The organism is Bradyrhizobium sp. AUGA SZCCT0182, assembly GCF_018130185.1.
Taxonomy (GTDB): domain Bacteria; phylum Pseudomonadota; class Alphaproteobacteria; order Rhizobiales; family Xanthobacteraceae; genus Bradyrhizobium.
On sequence record NZ_JAFCLY010000003.1, the window covers coordinates 1 to 16,127 of the forward strand.

At 62.3% G+C, this 16,127-nt stretch carries 14 protein-coding genes; 11 read left to right on the plus strand and 3 right to left on the minus strand.

Going from position 1 to position 16,127, the window contains the following annotated elements; translation table 11 throughout:
- Positions 1 to 561: 561 nt before the first annotated feature.
- From JQ611_RS04575 to JQ611_RS04605, 7 genes are all read left to right on the plus strand, one after another.
- Positions 562 to 1,371: an ABC transporter permease gene (locus JQ611_RS04575; protein ID WP_212268505.1), complete on the plus strand. Its 810-nt coding sequence runs from the start codon at positions 562 to 564 to the stop codon at positions 1,369 to 1,371.
- A gap of 63 nt (positions 1,372 to 1,434) precedes the next feature.
- A complete protein-coding gene (locus JQ611_RS04580) occupies positions 1,435 to 2,430 on the plus strand; it encodes an ABC transporter substrate-binding protein (protein ID WP_212464651.1) in 996 nt (331 codons plus the stop codon).
- Positions 2,431 to 2,604: 174 nt separating this feature from the next.
- Positions 2,605 to 3,453: an ABC transporter ATP-binding protein gene (locus JQ611_RS04585; RefSeq protein WP_212464652.1), complete on the plus strand. Its 849-nt coding sequence runs from the start codon at positions 2,605 to 2,607 to the stop codon at positions 3,451 to 3,453.
- Between the two features lie 9 nt (positions 3,454 to 3,462).
- The gene (locus tag JQ611_RS04590; protein WP_212464653.1) at positions 3,463 to 4,866 is read left to right on the plus strand and encodes a hypothetical protein; all 1,404 of its coding nucleotides are present in this window, start codon (positions 3,463 to 3,465) and stop codon (positions 4,864 to 4,866) included.
- The gene (locus JQ611_RS04595; RefSeq protein WP_212385806.1) at positions 4,863 to 6,014 is read left to right on the plus strand and encodes a Gfo/Idh/MocA family protein; all 1,152 of its coding nucleotides are present in this window, start codon (positions 4,863 to 4,865) and stop codon (positions 6,012 to 6,014) included. The genes JQ611_RS04590 and JQ611_RS04595 overlap by 4 nt, the downstream gene beginning before the upstream one ends.
- A 9-nt stretch (positions 6,015 to 6,023) precedes the next feature.
- The gene (locus tag JQ611_RS04600; protein WP_212464654.1) at positions 6,024 to 7,217 is read left to right on the plus strand and encodes a dihydrodipicolinate synthase family protein; all 1,194 of its coding nucleotides are present in this window, start codon (positions 6,024 to 6,026) and stop codon (positions 7,215 to 7,217) included.
- Positions 7,217 to 8,080: a sugar phosphate isomerase/epimerase gene (locus tag JQ611_RS04605; protein WP_212464655.1), complete on the plus strand. Its 864-nt coding sequence runs from the start codon at positions 7,217 to 7,219 to the stop codon at positions 8,078 to 8,080. Before JQ611_RS04600 ends, JQ611_RS04605 begins: the two co-directional genes overlap by 1 nt.
- Before the next feature lie 162 nt (positions 8,081 to 8,242).
- Here the strand turns inward: JQ611_RS04605 and JQ611_RS04610 are convergent, their stop codons facing one another.
- On the minus strand, positions 8,243 to 8,731 hold the full coding sequence (locus tag JQ611_RS04610) for a hypothetical protein (RefSeq protein ID WP_212268487.1): 489 nt from the start codon (positions 8,729 to 8,731) through the stop codon (positions 8,243 to 8,245).
- 188 nt (positions 8,732 to 8,919) lie between these two features.
- Positions 8,920 to 9,057 (minus strand): hypothetical protein, encoded by a 138-nt coding sequence (locus JQ611_RS04615; protein WP_192737226.1) that lies wholly within the window; start codon positions 9,055 to 9,057, stop codon positions 8,920 to 8,922.
- A gap of 190 nt (positions 9,058 to 9,247) precedes the next feature.
- Between JQ611_RS04615 and JQ611_RS04620 the strand changes: the two genes are divergently transcribed.
- Complete coding sequence (locus JQ611_RS04620; protein WP_211997564.1) at positions 9,248 to 9,439, plus strand: hypothetical protein; 192 nt, start codon at positions 9,248 to 9,250, stop codon at positions 9,437 to 9,439.
- 12 nt (positions 9,440 to 9,451) lie between these two features.
- Here JQ611_RS04620 and JQ611_RS04625 read toward each other — a convergent pair whose 3' ends face one another.
- Positions 9,452 to 10,690 carry a cytochrome P450 gene (locus JQ611_RS04625; RefSeq protein WP_212464656.1) on the minus strand — a complete coding sequence of 413 codons (1,239 nt, stop codon included), beginning with the start codon at positions 10,688 to 10,690 and terminating at the stop codon, positions 9,452 to 9,454.
- Positions 10,691 to 11,025: 335 nt separating this feature from the next.
- Here JQ611_RS04625 and JQ611_RS04630 point away from each other — a divergent pair, with 335 nt between their 5' ends.
- The 3 genes from JQ611_RS04630 to JQ611_RS04640 all read left to right on the plus strand — a co-directional run bounded on the left by JQ611_RS04630 (position 11,026) and on the right by JQ611_RS04640 (position 16,114).
- Positions 11,026 to 11,727: a TetR/AcrR family transcriptional regulator gene (locus JQ611_RS04630; RefSeq protein ID WP_212464657.1), complete on the plus strand. Its 702-nt coding sequence runs from the start codon at positions 11,026 to 11,028 to the stop codon at positions 11,725 to 11,727.
- Between the two features lies 1 nt (position 11,728).
- Positions 11,729 to 12,922, plus strand: coding sequence for an efflux RND transporter periplasmic adaptor subunit (locus JQ611_RS04635; RefSeq protein ID WP_212464658.1), 1,194 nt, complete (start codon positions 11,729 to 11,731; stop codon positions 12,920 to 12,922).
- Between the two features lie 96 nt (positions 12,923 to 13,018).
- Positions 13,019 to 16,114: a MexW/MexI family multidrug efflux RND transporter permease subunit gene (locus JQ611_RS04640; RefSeq protein ID WP_212464659.1), complete on the plus strand. Its 3,096-nt coding sequence runs from the start codon at positions 13,019 to 13,021 to the stop codon at positions 16,112 to 16,114.
- The last annotated feature ends 13 nt before the right edge of the window (positions 16,115 to 16,127 follow it).

Genomic DNA, 16,127 nt, shown 5'->3' on the forward strand with positions numbered 1-16,127 from the left:
CCGGCCTTCCCTGCGCAATGGCTTTACGGCTTATGCCGTGATCTCCCCGGAGACGAGTTCTTGGTTGACTCCGTCGCTGCCGGTTCAGCTCACGCTTCTCCGACAGCTTGACGCCTGCCACGGGCGCCAGGACCACACGGTTTTGCCGTACGCTTATCCACGCCGTCGTCGAGGCGTAAACCAGCGTCCACCGCAACCCGTCCAACGTCCGTGACGACGGCCGACGCCCTCTGAGAGGGACGGGATGGCCAAAGATATGCACCTGATTTGCCTTCTGTAAAACAGAAATATTTTTTATTTTGGGGCTTGACACGATTTCCGTAAATCAGAACTGATTTGCCTGTCGGGCTATTTTGTCGCACCTCCCTCCGTCATTCCGGGCGCTGCAACGCGGTGAGCCCGGAATCCATTGGGCGGCGGCGCATGCGGCTTGATGGATTCCAGGTTCGCGCTTGGCCCGCCCCGGAATGACGGAGAGAAAATGTCACAGGGATGCCACTGGACAGTATTTATCCAACGGGTTAATTTCTCGCCGACAAGAACCTGATCAGGGAGCGAGACGTGGCCGAACCGAAGGGCCCCAGCGGCGTGACCAAGGCGCTCAACGCGGCGTGGGTGCGGCCGTTTTTGTTCCTGATTTTCATCGTCGTGATCTGGGACCTGACCATCCGCGTGTTCCGGATTCCCGCCTACCAGATCCCGGCGCCCGGCGATGTCGTCGCCGTGTTGTGGACCGATTGGCCGGAACTGCTGCGGCAGGCCTGGCCTACCACCTACGCCACGATCTGCGGGTTCCTGCTCTCGGCCGTGTTCGGCATTCCCGTCGCCATGCTGATCGCGGGATCGAAGACGGTGGAAAGCTACGTCTATCCGCTGCTGGTGTTCTCCCAGTCCGTGCCCAAGATCGCGATCGCGCCGCTGTTCGTGGTCTGGTTCGGCTTCGGCATCATCCCGAAAGTGATCTCGGCGTTTCTGCTGGGCTTCTTCCCGGTCGTGGTGTCGGCGGTGCAGGGCTTCAAATCGGTCGATCCTGACATGGTCGATCTGGCGCGCGCGATGCAGGGCAGCCGCTTTAGGGTATTTTGCGCCGTCAACCTGCCGCATGCGATGCCGGCGATCTTCTCCGGCTTGAAAGTGTCGATCACGCTGGCTGTGGTCGGCGCCGTGGTCGGCGAATTCGTCGGCTCCAATTCCGGCATTGGCTATGTGCTGCAGCGCTCGATCGGCACCTTCGATTTGCCGACGATGTTCGCCGCGCTGGTGATTCTCGCGCTGCTGGGCGTGATCCTGTTCTGGATCGTCGACCGGATCGAAAGCCTCGTCATTCCCTGGCATGTCAGCCAGCGCGAGGACATCATCTTTGCTTCGTAAACTGTAACCCAAAAAAATCGGTTCACCCAAGGACCGCAAGCCAACACCAACGGGAGGACGACAATGATACGAGCGATGACAGCGGTTTCGGCCGCGCTGATCTGGGCTGCGCTGGCAGTCCCCGCATCTGCCGCCGACAAGGTGGTGCTGATGCTGAACTGGTACGTCTATGGCGAGCATGCGCCGTTCTATTACGGCAAGGCCAAGGGCATCTATGCCGCCGAAGGCATCGATCTCGAAATCCAGGAAGGCCGCGGTTCGGCAGCGACCACACAGGCGGTTGCGGCCAAGACCGCCAATTTCGGCTATGTCGACGTGCCAACCATGATGCGCGCGGCGGTCAAGGGCGCGCCGATCGTCGCTACCGGCGTGCTGCTGCAGACCAGCCCGATGTCGGCGATGGGTTTCGTCGAGAAGAACATCAAGAAGCCCGAAGACATCAAGGGCAAGACGGTGGCGATCACGCCCGCCGATTCCATGACCCAGATCTGGCCGCTGTTCCTGAAGAAGACCGGCCTGAAGGAAAGCGATTTCCAGACCGTGGCTGGCGACGGCCAGACCAAGCTCAACGCCGTCATCAACGGCCAGGCTGACCTCCTGCTCGGTTACGTCATGGACCAGTCGATGAAGATCAAGGACGCCACCGGCAAGGACGTCAACGCGATCAAGTTCGCCGACTACGGCATCAACATGGTCTGCTCGGGCGTCGTCGCCAACACCGAGTTCGTCAAGGCCAATGCCGACCTCGTCAAGCGCTTCATGTCGGCGACGACCAAGGCCGTCGAAGCCGCCGAGAAGGATGCAAAGGGTGCGGCGCAATCGATCCTCGACGCCAACCCCAAGGGCGGCAAGATCGAAACGCTGACGCAGGGCTTTGAGCTGACGATCCCGCTCTATCGGACCGCGGAAACCAAGGGCAAGCGGCCGTTCGAGGTCACCGACCAGAACATGACCGACACGGTCAATCTGATGGTCGAGTATGGCGGCCTCGAAGCCAAGGCCAAGGACAATCCGAAGGCGTTTTATACCAATGATTATCTGCCGAAGGGTGGATCTTGAGCCATTGATGACACATCCATCGTCGTCCCTGCCGAGTGCGCGGTTGCGCACGGAGCAGGGACCCATAGCCACCGGCCTGCGTTGTTGCAGAAGGTCTCTACCTCCGTGCCCGAACGAAAGGGCACGGCGTATGGGTCCCTGCGTTCGCAGGGACGACGGGTGGAGGGAAACTGAATGAGCGCAGCGACCAAAGCAACCGACCCCGATCAGCCCGCTGCGCATCTGCGCCTGGTGTCCGATCGGGCAGGCGCCGGCACGCCGGGGATCACGCTGTCGGGCGTGTCGAAGACCTATCGGTCGCGCGACGGCGATGTGCCGTCGCTGAAGCCGCTGGATTTTCATATCAACGAGGGCGAGTTCTTTGTCGTGGTCGGCCCGTCCGGCTGCGGCAAGTCCACGCTGCTCAAGATGATTTCGGGCCTGCTGGCGCCCTCGACCGGTGAAATCCTGGTCGAAGGCGAACAGGTGACAAAACCGCACGGCAATGTCGGCATCGTGTTCCAGAACGCGCTGCTGCTGCCATGGCGTAACATCCTCGGCAATGTGATGCTGCCGATCGACATGAAGCAGCTGCCGCGCGAGGAATATCTCGTGCGCGCCAAGGCGCTGCTCAAGATGGTGGGGCTCGAAGGCTTTGAGAAGAAGCTGCCCTGGCAATTGTCCGGCGGCATGCAGCAGCGCGCCTCGATCTGCCGGGCGCTGGTGCACGATCCCAAGATCATGCTGATGGACGAGCCGTTCGGCGCACTCGACGCCATGACGCGTGAGAAGATGAATGTCGAGTTGATGCGGATCCAGCGCGAGACCGGCAAGACCGTGCTGCTGATCACGCATTCGATACCGGAAGCGGTGTTCCTCGCTGACCGCGTGCTGGTCATGACCGAGCGCCCCGGCGCGATCGCGGCGATCTACGACGTGCCGCTGCCGCGCCCGCGTTCGCTTGACGCGATGGCCGATCCCGCCTTCACCGAACTTGTCCAGCGAATTCGAAAGCACTTCTTCACCCAAAGCGCGCTGGATTGAGCCGGGCTGATGCCGCCACGTCTGACCGTCCGAGATATCGCTTTCTTTGAACGCCCGGTGACTTTTGCCCGGCCGTTCCGGTTCGGCGCCGTCGTCATCAACGCGACGCCGCAGATGTTCGTGCGGGTCGAGATCGAGGTTGAGGGAAAAGGCAAGGCGACAGGTGCGAGTGCCGAGTTTCTCGTGGCAAAATGGTTCGACAAGCGGCCGCATCTCTCACCACAGGAGACGATCGAGGAGCTGCGGCGCTCGCTGCTGATCGCGCGCGAACTCTATCTGGCGCAGTCCGGCTACGAGACCGCGTTCGGCCTGCATGCGGCCTGCATCGGTTCGCAGATCGCCGCTTGCGCCAAGGAAGACATCCCGCCGCTTGCGGCCGCCTATGGCCCTGCCGAAATCGACAAGGCGATCCTCGACGCGCTGCTGCGCGCGACCGGCGCCAACTTCTTTGACGGCATGGCTGATAATATCGCCGGCGTCGATGCGCGGCTGTCGCGCGACCTCGGCGATGAAGATGTTTCGCGCTTCCTTGTCCGCCGTCAGCGGCTGGCGCGCGTCGCGATCCGGCATACGGTCGGCATGGATGATCATGTCGAAGGCGAGGGCGGTGTTGCCGATGTCAGGGAAAATTCCGGCGCACGATACTTCAAGCTCAAGCTCAATGGCGATCCCGTCCATGATGCGGAGCGCCTGACCCGCATCGGCAGAGAACTTGCCACGCTGCCGTATGATTACAGCGTCACGCTGGATGCCAACGAACAATATGCCGATCTCAGCGTGCTGGGCGCGCTGGTCGAACGCCTCGACCGCGACGGTGCCCTGAAGCCGATCGCATCAAGACTGCTCTATATCGAGCAGCCGATGCCGCGCGATATCACGCGGCAGTCGCCGCTCGGCGCGCTCGCCAGCCGCGACTTCATCGTCGATGAGGCCGATGATTCCTATGACGCGTTCCCCGCGGCGCGCGCGCTGGGCTATCGCGGCATCTCCTCGAAATCCTGCAAGGGCGTCTACAAATCGGTCATCAACGCGACCCGCGCCGCCAAATGGAGCGCGGACGGCGACAAGGCCTTTATCGCCGGCGAGGACCTGACCTGTCAGGCCGGGCTAGCCGTGCAGCAGGATCTGGCGCTTGGCGCGCTGATCGGCGTCACCCACGCCGAGCGCAACGGCCATCATTATGTTGATGGGTTTGGTGATACGCCCGCTCCTGAGGCGGAAGCGTTTCTAACCGCCCATCCTGATCTTTATCTCCGCGACGGCAAGAAAATCCGTCTCGCGATCCATGACGGCGATCTCCTGACGGGATCGCTGACGACACCAGGCTTTGCCACGTCAGTGCATCCGGACTGGTCCGCGATGTCGCCGCTGGAGCGGCCAAAGCCATGCATTCCAAGGGAGCAAGCGATATGACGACCAAACGCCTCGGCCTGATCATGAACGGTGTGACCGGCCGCATGGGGCTCAACCAGCATCTGATCCGCTCCATCGTCGCGATCCGCGACCAGGGCGGCGTGGTGCTTGGCAATGGTGACCGCATGATGCCGGACCCGATCCTGATCGGCCGTGATGCAGATAAAGTGGAGCGTCTCGCCAAGCGCTTCAACGTCGAGCGCTGGTCCACCGACCTCGACAAGGCGCTGGCCGACAAGAATGACACCATCTTCTTCGATGCTGCGACCACGCAGGCGCGGCCCACGCTGCTGACCAAGGCGATCAATGCCGGCAAGCACGTCTATTGCGAAAAGCCGATCGCGACCAATCTCGAGGAGGCCGTTGCGGTGCTGCGCCTCGCTGCTGCAAAAGGCGTCAAGCACGGCACGGTGCAGGACAAGCTGTTCCTCCCGGGCCTCAAGAAGCTCGCCTTCCTGCGCGACTCCGGCTTCTTCGGCCGCATGCTCTCGGTGCGCGGCGAGTTCGGCTATTGGGTGTTCGAAGGCGGCTGGCAGGAGGCGCAGCGGCCGTCCTGGAATTACCGCAGCGAGGACGGCGGCGGCATCATCCTCGACATGGTCTGCCACTGGCGTTACGTGCTCGACAATCTCTTCGGCGAGGTCGAGAGCGTGAGCTGCACCGGCACCACGGACATTCCCGAACGTTTCGACGAGAAGAACAAGCAATACAAGGCGACCGCCGACGATTCCGCCTACGCCACCTTCCGCCTCAAGGGCGGGGTGATCGCGCATATCAACATGTCCTGGGTGACGCGGGTCTATCGCGACGATCTCGTCACCTTCCAGGTCGACGGCACCCATGGCTCGGCGGTCGCGGGGCTGACCGATTGCGTCATTCAGGCGCGGCAGGCGACGCCGCGGCCGGTGTGGAATCCGGACGAGAAGCGCACGCATGATTTCTATGCCGATTGGCAGACGCTCCCCGAGAATGTCGTCTACGACAACGGATTCAAGGAACAGTGGGAAATGTTCATTCGCCACGTTTGCGAGGACGCGCCCTACAAGTATACGCTGCTGGAAGGCGCCAAGGGCGTGCAACTCGCCGAATGCGCCTTGCAGAGCTGGCGCGAACGGCGCTGGATCGACGTCGCTCCGATCAAGGTGTGAGGTGAAGCCATGAACAAGCCGGTAATGCCTGTCTCGTCGCTGTCGCTGAAACTGCCGACCGCGAACCGCAGCATCGAAACCTATCGCCTGGCGGCGTCGCGGATTTTCCCGGCGCGGCTCGAAGGCACAATGAACCGCGTGGCGTTTTCGGCGGCGCATGTGGTCGCCGATCCCTTTGCCGACAATGATCCGTGGCTGACGGCGGCGATCGATTGGGACAAGACCATCGCGTTCCGCGAACACATCTGGGACCTCGGTCTCGGCGTTGCCGAGTCGATGGACACCGCGCAGCGCGGCATGGGGCTGGACTGGCCGACTTCGCTGGAATTGATCCAGCGCTCGGTGAGGGCTGCCAGGGCGAGGAGCAATGCGCTGGTGTTCTCCGGCGCCGGCACCGACCACCTCGCGGTCGAGGATGCTGAGAGTATCGACGACGTGATCCGCGCCTATGAGGAGCAGATCGCGGCGGTCGAGAAAGCCGGCGGGCGCATCATCCTGATGGCCTCGCGCGCGCTGGCGAAGATCGGCCGCAATGCCGACGATTACGCCAAGGTGTACAATCGCGTGCTGTCGCAGGTCCGCGAGCCCGTGATCATTCATTGGCTCGGCGACATGTTCGACCCGGCGCTGGCAAATTATTGGGGCACCTCGAGCCTCGATGAGGCCATGGACATCGCGGTCGGCATCATCAACGCCAACGCCGCCAAGGTTGATGGCGTCAAGGTTTCGCTGCTCGACAAGCAGCGCGAGATCGACATGCGCCGCCGGCTCGACAAGAATGTAAAAATGTATACCGGCGACGATTTCAACTATGCCGAACTGATCGCCGGCGACGACAAGGGCTTTTCGCACGCGCTGCTCGGCATCTTCGATGCGATTGCGCCGGCGGCGTCCTACGCATTGTCGCGGCTGGCGGCCGGCGATGAGGCCGGCTTTCACGACGTGCTCGGGCCGACGGTGCCGCTGTCGCGGCATATCTTCAAGGCGCCGACCCGGTTCTACAAAACGGGAATCGTGTTCATGGCCTATCTCAACGGCCACCAGGACCATTTCACCATGGTGGGTGGGCAGGAGAGCACGCGCTCGACGCTGCATCTGGCCGAACTGTTCAGGTTGGCCGACCAGGCGGGCCTGCTCGCCAATCCGGAACTGGCAACACGGCGGATGAAGACCGTGCTCGCGACACGCGGCGTTGAGGCCTGATGCGGGATTTTTCGAAAGACCATCGCTGGCTGTCGCTGAACACGGCAACGGTCCGCAAGCAGGGCGACCTCATCGCGATCATCGAGGCCTGCGCGCGGCATGGCATCCGCGCCATCGATCCGTGGCGCGATCAGGTCGTCGCCGTCGGCCTCGAGCGTGCCGCGCGGGCGGTGCGCGATGCCGGGCTGGAATTGACCGGCTATTGCCGCGGCGGCATGTTCACGGCGGATGCTGCCCGTCGCATCGAGGCGCGCGACGACAACCGCCGCGCCGTCGACGAGGCCAAGGCGCTGGGCGCGCCCTGCATCGTGCTGGTCGTCGGCGGACTACCGCAATATTCGCGGCCGGGCAGTGCGGTCTCAAAGGATATCCTGGCAGCCCGCAGCCAGGTGCAGGACGGCATCGCCGAGATGTTGGACTATGCGAGAAGCGCAAACATGCCGCTGGCGATCGAGCCGCTGCATCCCGCCTATGCTGGCGACCGAGCCTGCGTCAATACGACAAAGCAGGCGCTCGATATTTGCGACGCGCTCGATCCGAAACGATCAGGCGCGCTCGGCGTCGCGCTCGACGTCTATCACATCTGGTGGGATCCGGAATTGCTGCCGCAGATCGCGCGCGCCGGCAAGGACCGCCTGTTGGCGTTCCACGTCTGCGACTGGCTGGTGCCGACCAAGGACATCCTCAACGACCGCGGCATGATGGGTGACGGCGTCATCGACATCAAATCGGTGCGTGCAGCCGTCGAGGCGCAGGGCTTTGAAGGGTATTCCGAGATCGAGATTTTTTCGGAGGAGTGGTGGCGCAAGCCGATGGATGAGGTGCTGCTGACCTGCATCGAACGGCATCGGTCGGTGGTTTAGGTTTATGTCGTCCCGGCCTAGTGCGCAATCGCGCACGGGGGCCGGGACCCATAGCCACCGAAGTTGATTGTTGAGGAGGGTGGCTGGAGCGCCAGCTGGTCTAACCACGAAAGCCTGTGGTTATGGGTCCCGGCCTTCGCCGGGACGACGGCGGAGAGTATCTCAAACAAGCCGCTTGCGGATCATGTCCTCGATGGCGGCGAGTTCGCGGTTGGCTTTGTGAAGCTGGGCCTCGGCGGCCTGCGCGCGGAACTCGGCTCCGATCGCATGATCCTCGGCGCTTACGATACGCTTTTCGGCCCGCTGCATGGCTTTCGCCATTTCCTCGAGCCGGGCATTGAAATCATTGATCAGTTCGCGTCGCGCGCGCTCGGAAGCGTCGCGTTGCTTTTCGGCCAGCCGCAGCCGCTCGGTGGCGCTCTTGCACAACGACTGGGCGCGGGCTTCGGTCTCGCGGGCCTGGTTTTCGATGCCTTCGAACATCTCAGTGGCCTGCTGCATCAGGCTGAGCGCGGTGGTGCCGGGTCCTTTCGCGGGCTGCCGGGCAAAACTGACGACTTTCTCTTCTTCGTCGGGCAGCGGGGCGGGCGCGGAGGGGTAGCGGTAATCCCAGATGTCCTCACGAAGCTGCTGATTTGCGCGGTACGCCATACGGGAGGCCCTTTTTCGAAACGCCGGTGCGAAAAAGGTACGCAAACATGGTAAACCGGGGGTTAATTACCGGCCCAGGACAAAGACGGTGGAGGCCGGAATCGCTGATCGGGGCGGCGCAAACCCCGACGCCGGTGCAGGTGAGGAAGATCGGTCCAACATCGAAGCTTGTCAGACAGCCTTGCTGACTATTTCTTTTTGCCCGAGCCAAAACCCGACTGCAGGCTTCCGACGCCCTTCTGGCTCGGCGCCGCCGCGATCGTCTTGATCTTTTCCTTCTTGGGCTTCTTCGCCTCGCGATTGTTCTTTTGCTCGCCCTTGGCCATGCCGGTCACTCCCTGGAGTTGATGCTTCGAAAGCATCGTGCCGGGCGAGGGTAGCAACTTGGCGAAGGATAGATACAGGACGATCGTCCGAAAGCTGATTTAATTTGGGTCCATTGGCCTTGCCATGCCCTATGGTCACGCCGCGAATCCCTGGCAGAGCCTGATACAGCCAACAGCAAAGCGAGCCCGCATGAGCGACCGACTGGACAATTTGAAGAAGGCGAGGGATCGCATGCTCGAAGACCGCGATGCGCACGCCAAGGTGCTCGCGGCGCCGTTCGACCGCGACAAGGCCGAGCGGGCGCGCGCCAAATTCCTGGAGATGCAGGTGCTGATCGATGCGATCGACCGCGCGATCGCTGGAGAGCCGGCGACGGCGTAAGCAGGCTGCCGCCTACGACGCCCGCGTGCTTTCGCCGACCTGGCACGGCACGCTCAGAAATCCGCGGAAGCGGACGCGGCCGCCGCGCACCGGCTCGCCGTTCAGCGCATAGTCCGGAAACCGCGCCAGGAAGCGCGAGATCGCGATTGCGCCCTCTAACCGCGCCAGCGCCATGCCGGCGCATTGATGCGCACCGGTGCCGAAGGCGAGATGCCGGTTCGGCGTGCGGCCGATATCGAGGTTTTCAGGGTCGGCGAACTGCTGCGGATCGCGGTTGGCGGCGCCGATGCACAGCGTCACCGGCGTGCCTGATGGCATTGCGATGCCGCCGAGTTCGACCGGCTCGACCGTCATGCGGTTGCCGAGCTGGTTTGAGCTTTCGAAGCGCAGCATCTCCTCGACCGCGGTCTTGATCATGGCGGGATTTGCGATCAGCCGCGCCTTCTGGTGCGGATAATGCGACAGCGCCACCAGCCCGTTGCCGATCAAATTGGTGGTGGTTTCATGGCCGGCATTGAGCAGGAAGATGCAATTGTGCAGCAGTTCCTTCGAGGTCAGCCGCTCGCCATTGTCCTCGCCCTGAATGAGGCGCGTCAGCACGTCGCGTTCGGGGTTGCCGGGTTTTGCGCGCCGCCGCTCGACCAGGATTTCGAGATAGCCAAGAAAATCCTTCACCGCCTTGTTGCCGCGCGCAAACGCCTCCGGACTGATCACGGGCTCCAGCGCGCCGAGGATGGCGAGCGACCAGTCGCGCAGCGGCTCGCGCTCCTCCATCGGCACGTCGAGCAGATTGCCGATCACCTGGATCGGGATGGCGGAGGCGAAATCCTCGATCAGTTCGACGTCGCCCTTGGCGGCGAGACCATCGAGCAGGCGGTCGATCAGCCTGATCAAATCGGGCTCCATCTCCGCGATCGCGCGCGGTGACAGCGCGCCCATGATCAGCCGCCGCACCCTTGTGTGGGCGGGGGGATCGTTGAAGACGAGGCTGGTGGTGTGGTGCTCGTAGAGCAGGCTGTCGCCGTATTTCGGCGCAAACTCCTTTTTCTTGTCGGACGAGAACACCTTGGTCGCCTTGTAGGCGGCGACCAGATCGTCATAGCGGGTCAGGAAGTAGCAGCCGTTCGGCAGCCGCTTGACGGGCTCGTTCTCGCGCAGGGCCCGATAGGTCGGATAAGGGTTGGCATAGAATTCCGGCGTCAGTTTCTCCAGGTCGAAATTCGCCGACAGCTCCCGTGCATCCCAGTTCATGGCGCGTCATGCTCTTTGCGAGACAGAGAAGGTGTGAAGCCCAGCGAGGTCGCGTGCATTAAATTAGTCGCATCTGCAACTAATTTAAACTCCGTCCCGGGGTCCGGGTCAACTCAAATTGAAGCGGGTAGGCGGCTTAGGCGCTTTTGTCAGGCGGCCTGCGGTCTACAGTCCTGTCTGATATGCACCCTGACAGGCAAATGCATTCCCGCGCCGATGCCCCCCGGAGAGAACACCCGAGGGGCCTTGGATTGCAGCCGATTTAGGTCGAAATGTCCGGTTTGCGCTGCAATAAATCCTTGACTTGGTCAAGGTGAGTGATTACTCACGCGCCCATGTCCAGCCTTCGCATGACGAGTGATTTACGGCGTCAACTGATATTGAGCGCCGCCAAGCGGTGCTTCGCCCGCAACGGCTTTGCCGGCACCACGACCAAGAGCGTGGCGGCGGCTGCTGCCATTTCGGAAGGGCTGCTGTTCAAGCACTTCCCATCCAAGGCGGCGCTCTATGCGGAAATCCTGGCGGAGGAGTGCGAGGCCGATCCGGATCTGGCCCATCTGCTAGGCCAGGCGCCCTCGACCGCGACGCTGGTTGAACTGATCAAGGGCATGGTCGGGCACTTCATGCAGATCTCCGACGGCCCCGACGAGGAAGAGGCGCAGCGGCTGCGGCTGATGACGACGAGCCATCTCGACGACGGTGAATTCGCGCGGCTGCTTTACGCCAAGGTCCGCGATCTGATCGGCACCGTGTTCACGGCATCGCTCGAAAGCGCCGTGGCGGCCGGCGATGCGTCGAAGATCGGCGATGAGCCGCTCAACCTGTTCTGGTTTGCGCACCACACCGTGCTGATGGCCGCGCTGTCGCGGCTTCCGGCGGTGCCTGTTCTTACTTATGGCAACGCCGCCGATCTCGAACGGCAGCTTTGCCAATTCATCCTTCGCGGCATCGGACTCAACGAAGCCGCAATTGCTACGCATTTGGACCACGAGCCGTCGCCGAATTCGGGACAATCGGTAACTGCAGAAAGTGCATGAAATGAATATCGTAACCGAAAGCCACCTCAAGGGTCAGCCGATCGGCGACAAGGCGCGCAAGCGTCCGGTCCGGATGGTGCGCTGGTTCATCGTCGTCGGGCTGTTGCTGAGCCTGCTGGTCGGCGGCCTGGTCTGGTTCAATTATTTCCGCGGCAAGATGATCGCGCAGTTCTTCGCGAACAACAAACCGCCGCCGACCAGCGTCAGCGTTGCCGACGCGAAGTCCGAGGTCATACCCAACCTGTTGACCGCGGTCGGCGATCTCGCCGCCGTGCATCAGGTCAATGTCACCTCGGATCTGAACGGCCGTATTACCGAGATCATGTTCACCGCGGGTGCTGCCGTGAAGGAAGGCACCCCGCTGGTGCAGTTGTTCGATGGTCCCGAGCAGGCCGACCTCGCCAGCTTCAAGGCGCAGGCGACGATGGCGCAGCTCTCGCTCGAGCGCGCCAAGCAACTGGCAAGCCGCCAGTTCGGGCCGCAGGCAACCGTCGACCAGGCGCAATCGGCGTTCGACCAGGCCAATGCCGGCATCGCCAAGACCCAGGCCATCATCTCGCAAAAGCAGGTGCGGGCCCCGTTCGACGGCGAGCTCGGCGTTCGCAGGGTCGAGGTCGGTCAGTATCTGACGGCGGGAACGCAGATCGTTTCGTTGACCGATCTGTCGCGGCTCTATGCCAACTTCACCGTGACGGAAAAGGACTCAGGCGCGCTCAAGGTCGGACAGGTCGTTCGTATCGCGGTCGACGCCTATCCGGGCCGCAAGTTCGAGGGCAAGATCACGACCATCGAGCCGCAGATCGCTACCGACACGCGCAACATTCGCGTGCAGGCGACGATCGACAACCCGGACCGCATCCTCAAGCCGGGCATGTTCGCGACCACCACCGTGGTGCTGCCGGACAAGCCGCCGGTCGTCACCATTCCCGAGACCGCGGTCGACTACACGCTGTATGGCGACTCCGTCTATCTCCTCACCGAGAAGAAAGAGGATGACGGCAAGACCAACCTGACGGCGGTGCGCACCTTCGTGCAGACCGGCAACCGCATCGATGGGCGTGCCGAGATCCTGAAAGGGCTGAAGTCCGGCGATCGTGTCGTTGCGGTCGGACAGCTCAAGCTGCAATCGGGTGCCGCGGTGACGATTTCGGCCGATCCGGCGCCTGTGATTCCGGCGAAGCCGCCGCGCTATTGAACGTGACGGGGCCGAAGGCCGCGTTTGCAACATCAGGATTCAGGCATCGGTCTCGTGAAGGGACCGTGCCCACATGTTTGAACTGGATAACCAGCGATGGCCTTAACTGATATCTTCATCAAGCGCCCGGTTTTGTCGGTCGTCGTCAGCCTGCTGATTCTCTTGCTCGGTCTGCGGGCCGCCAGCGTCTTGCCGATCCGGCAGTATCCGAAGCTGTCGAACACGGTGATCAACGTCACCACCGTCTATCCGGGCGCGTCGGCGAATTTGATTCAGGGCTTCATCACGACGCCGATCGAGCAGGCGATCGCCTCCGCCGAAGGTGTCGACTACATCACGTCATCGTCGGTGCAGGGCACGAGCACGATCCAAGTCTACATCAAGCTGAATTTCGATCCGAACCAGGCGCTGACCGAAGTTCTCGCCAAGACGAACTCGGTCAAATATCTGATCCCGAAAGAATCCAACGATCCGATCGTGACCAAGACAACCGGTCAGACAACGGCCGTGATGTATCTCGGCTTCTCCAGCGAGGAGTTGTCCGGTTCGGCGATCTCGGACTATCTGACGCGCGTGGTTCAGCCGGTGCTGTCGACCGTCGACGGCGTGGCGTCGGCCGACATACTGGGCGGCCAGACATTCGCGATGCGGCTGTGGCTTGATCCGATCAAGATGGCCGGGCGCGGCGTATCGCCGAGCGATGTCCAGGCGGCGATCCAGGCCAACAACTTCCAGGCTGCCGCCGGCCAGGCCAAGGGCTACTTCATCGTCTCCAACATTACGACCAATACCGATTTGCGGAGCCTTGATCAGTTCAAGCGGATGATCGTCAAGTCCAAGGACGGCGGCTTTGTTCGGGTCGAGGATATCGCGACCGTCGAACTGGCGGCGCAAAGCACCGACGCGAGTGTCGCGTTCAGCGGCGAGCGCGCGATCTTCATCGGCGTGCAGGCGACCCCGCAAGGCAATCCGTTGACGCTGGTCAAAGGCGTGCGTGCGCTGTTTCCGGAGCTGGAACGCAACTTGCCGCCTTCGATGAAGATGAAGGTGGCCTACGATTCCACCAAATTCATTCAGTCGTCGATCGACGAGGTGCAGAACACGCTGATCGAGGCGATGCTGATCGTCGTGGTCGTGATCTTCCTGTTCCTGGCATCGTTCCGTTCGGTCATCATTCCCGTCGTCACGATTCCGCTGTCGCTGATTGGCGTCTGCAGCCTGATGCTGGCGCTGGGCTTCAGCTTCAACTTGCTGACGCTGCTGGCGATGGTGCTCGCCATCGGGCTCGTGGTCGACGATGCCATCGTGGTGGTCGAGAACATCCATCGCCATCTGGAAGAGGGAAAAACACCGGTACAGGCGTCACTGCAGGGTGCGCGCGAAATCGTCGGTCCCGTGATCTCGATGACGATCACGCTGGCGGCGGTGTATGCACCGATCGGATTCCTCGGCGGCTTGACCGGCTCGCTGTTCCGTGAATTTGCCTTCACGCTCGCGGGCTCGGTGATCGTGTCCGGCGTGATTGCGCTGACACTGTCGCCGATGATGTGCTCGGTCCTGCTCAAGAGCGCCGAAGAGGGGCGTTTCGCCAGGATCGTCAACCGGGTGTTCGGCGCGATGACGCGCTGGTACGGAAGGCAACTCGATCGCTCGCTCGACTATCGCCCGATCACCGGCGTGTTCGCGCTGACGATCCTCGGTCTGGTCGGGTTCCTCTATATGAACACGGCCAAGGAACTCGCGCCCGAAGAGGACCAGGGCATCGTGTTCTCGGTGACCAAGGCGCCGAAATACGCCAACATCGACTATGTCGACTTCTACGGCGACAAGCTCGACAAGGCGTTTGCCAAGTTTCCCGAAACCGACCTGCGCTTCGTCCTGAATGGCATCAACGGGCCGCAGGGCGGGATCGCCGGCATGCTGCTCAAGCCGTGGGACGAGCGTGAACGTTCCTCGATCAAGCTGAAGCCGCTGGTACAGGCGGAGATCAGCAAGATCGAAGGTGTCCAGGCGTTCGCGTTCAACCTGCCGCCGCTCCCGGGCGGGCCCGGTGGTCTGCCGGTGCAGATGGTGATCAATTCGACCGCCGGCTTCCAGGCCGTCTATGAGGAGATGAACAAGCTAAAGGACGCGGCGCGCAAGAGCGGCCTGTTCATCGTCTCCGATAGCGACCTCGACTTCAATCAGCCGGTGGTGCGGGTCAACATCGACCGTTCCAAGGCAAGCGATCTCGGCATCAACATGGCGCAGGTCGGCGCCACGTTGCAGACTCTGCTGGGCGGCAATTACGTCAATCGCTTCAACCTCGAGGGGCGCTCGTATCAGGTGATCCCGCAGGTGCCCCGCGGCATGCGGCTGTCGCCGGAATCGCTCGGCGGTTACTATGTCCCGACCAACACGGGGCAATTGGTGCCGCTGTCGACCATCGTGTCGATCGAGACCGCGACCGATCCGAATTCGCTGACGCATTACAACCAGCTGAACTCCGCGACCTTCCAGGCGGTGCCGATGCCGGGCGTGACGGTTGGGCAGGCGGTGGACTTCCTCGAAGGTGAAGCCAAGAAGTTGCCCGCCGGCTTCGGTCACGACTATCTGGCCGATTCCCGCCAGTATGTGCAGGAAGGCAATCAGCTCGCGATCACCTTCGGTTTCGCGCTGATCATCATCTTCCTGGTGCTGGCGGCGCAGTTCGAAAGCCTGCGCGATCCGCTGGTGATCATGATCAGCGTTCCCATGGCGATCGTCGGCGCGCTGATCCCGCTGTTCTTCGGCGTGGCGACGATCAACATCTATACCCAGGTAGGATTGCTGACCTTGGTCGGCCTGATCACCAAGCACGGCATCCTGATGGTGGAGTTCGCCAACGAACTGCAGCTCAAGGAAGGTCTCGACAAGCGTTCGGCGATCGAGATGGCGGCCCGGATCCGGCTGCGTCCGATCCTGATGACGACGGCGGCGATGGTCACCGGCCTGATCCCGCTTCTGACCGCAACGGGCGCAGGTGCGGCGAGCCGCTTCTCGATTGGTCTCGTCGTGGTCTCCGGCATGTCGATCGGTACGCTGTTCACGCTGTTCGTGCTGCCGGCGGTCTATGTCTGGATGGCCACCGACCACCAGGCCAAGGCTGGTTCACAGCGGACGAAGGAAATCGCGGATTTCGATCTGGGAACGCCTGGGCTCAAACCGACCTGAGCATGGCAGGCGA